The organism is Paenibacillus solisilvae, from assembly GCF_042656405.1.
GTDB classification, from domain to species: Bacteria; Bacillota; Bacilli; order Paenibacillales; family Paenibacillaceae; genus Paenibacillus_Z; species Paenibacillus_Z solisilvae.
The window spans coordinates 1-662 of sequence record NZ_JBHSOW010000142.1 but is presented as its reverse complement, the minus strand read 5'-3'; the positions used below and the strand labels follow the sequence as shown (position 1 = coordinate 662).

General features: G+C 48.9%; 1 protein-coding gene. It reads right to left on the bottom strand.

Going from position 1 to position 662, the window contains the following annotated elements:
• Positions 1 to 598 (bottom strand): transposase (locus ACFPYJ_RS33055; RefSeq protein WP_379192852.1); only part of this gene is annotated, 598 nt, incomplete at its 3' end.
• Between the last annotated feature and the right edge of the window lie 64 nt (positions 599 to 662).

Sequence of the window (662 nt, the reverse complement as noted above, 5' to 3'; positions counted from 1 at the left end):
TAATCTGTGCGGTCTCGCCAAGTTCGGGCAACTCTTGGCCATTGTGTTCCTGGTCTTCCTGCTTCTCTGTCTCCTCGATAGCGGCAAACAGCGTCTGTACTTTCTCCTGCAATTTCATTTTATGCTTCACGACGGCCTTTCCCCAGACAAACGTGTACCGGTTCGCGTTGGCTTCGATCTTTGTACCATCGACAAAGTAGTGCTCCAGCTTGACATATTTTTCTTCCGCTAGGTATTGAAGTACAGCTGTAAATACCTTCTCCAGCACCTCTTTCATCCGTTCGGAGCGAAACCGGTTGATCGTCCGAAAGTTCGGCCTTTGCCTTCCGGCAATCCACATGAACATGACGTTTTCGCGGACTGCTTTGGCAATCTGACGAGAAGAGTAGATGCGTTGCGTGTAAGCGTAGATGATGACTTTCGTTAGCATTTTTGGGTGGTAGCTGTCTCGGCCACCGCCAGGATAAGCATCTAAAAAGACGCGGTCGCTCAGGCGATTAACGGCATCGTTAACGACACGCACGAGGTGATTTTCGGGGATGTCTTCCGCCAAATCCATTGGCAGGGTGAGTTGGTCCATGGTATATTGAATGTACATAGAAACCTTCCTTTCGAAGATGGTTGGGTGGTACCTCCATTTTAGCAAAGGTTGGTTTCTTTGT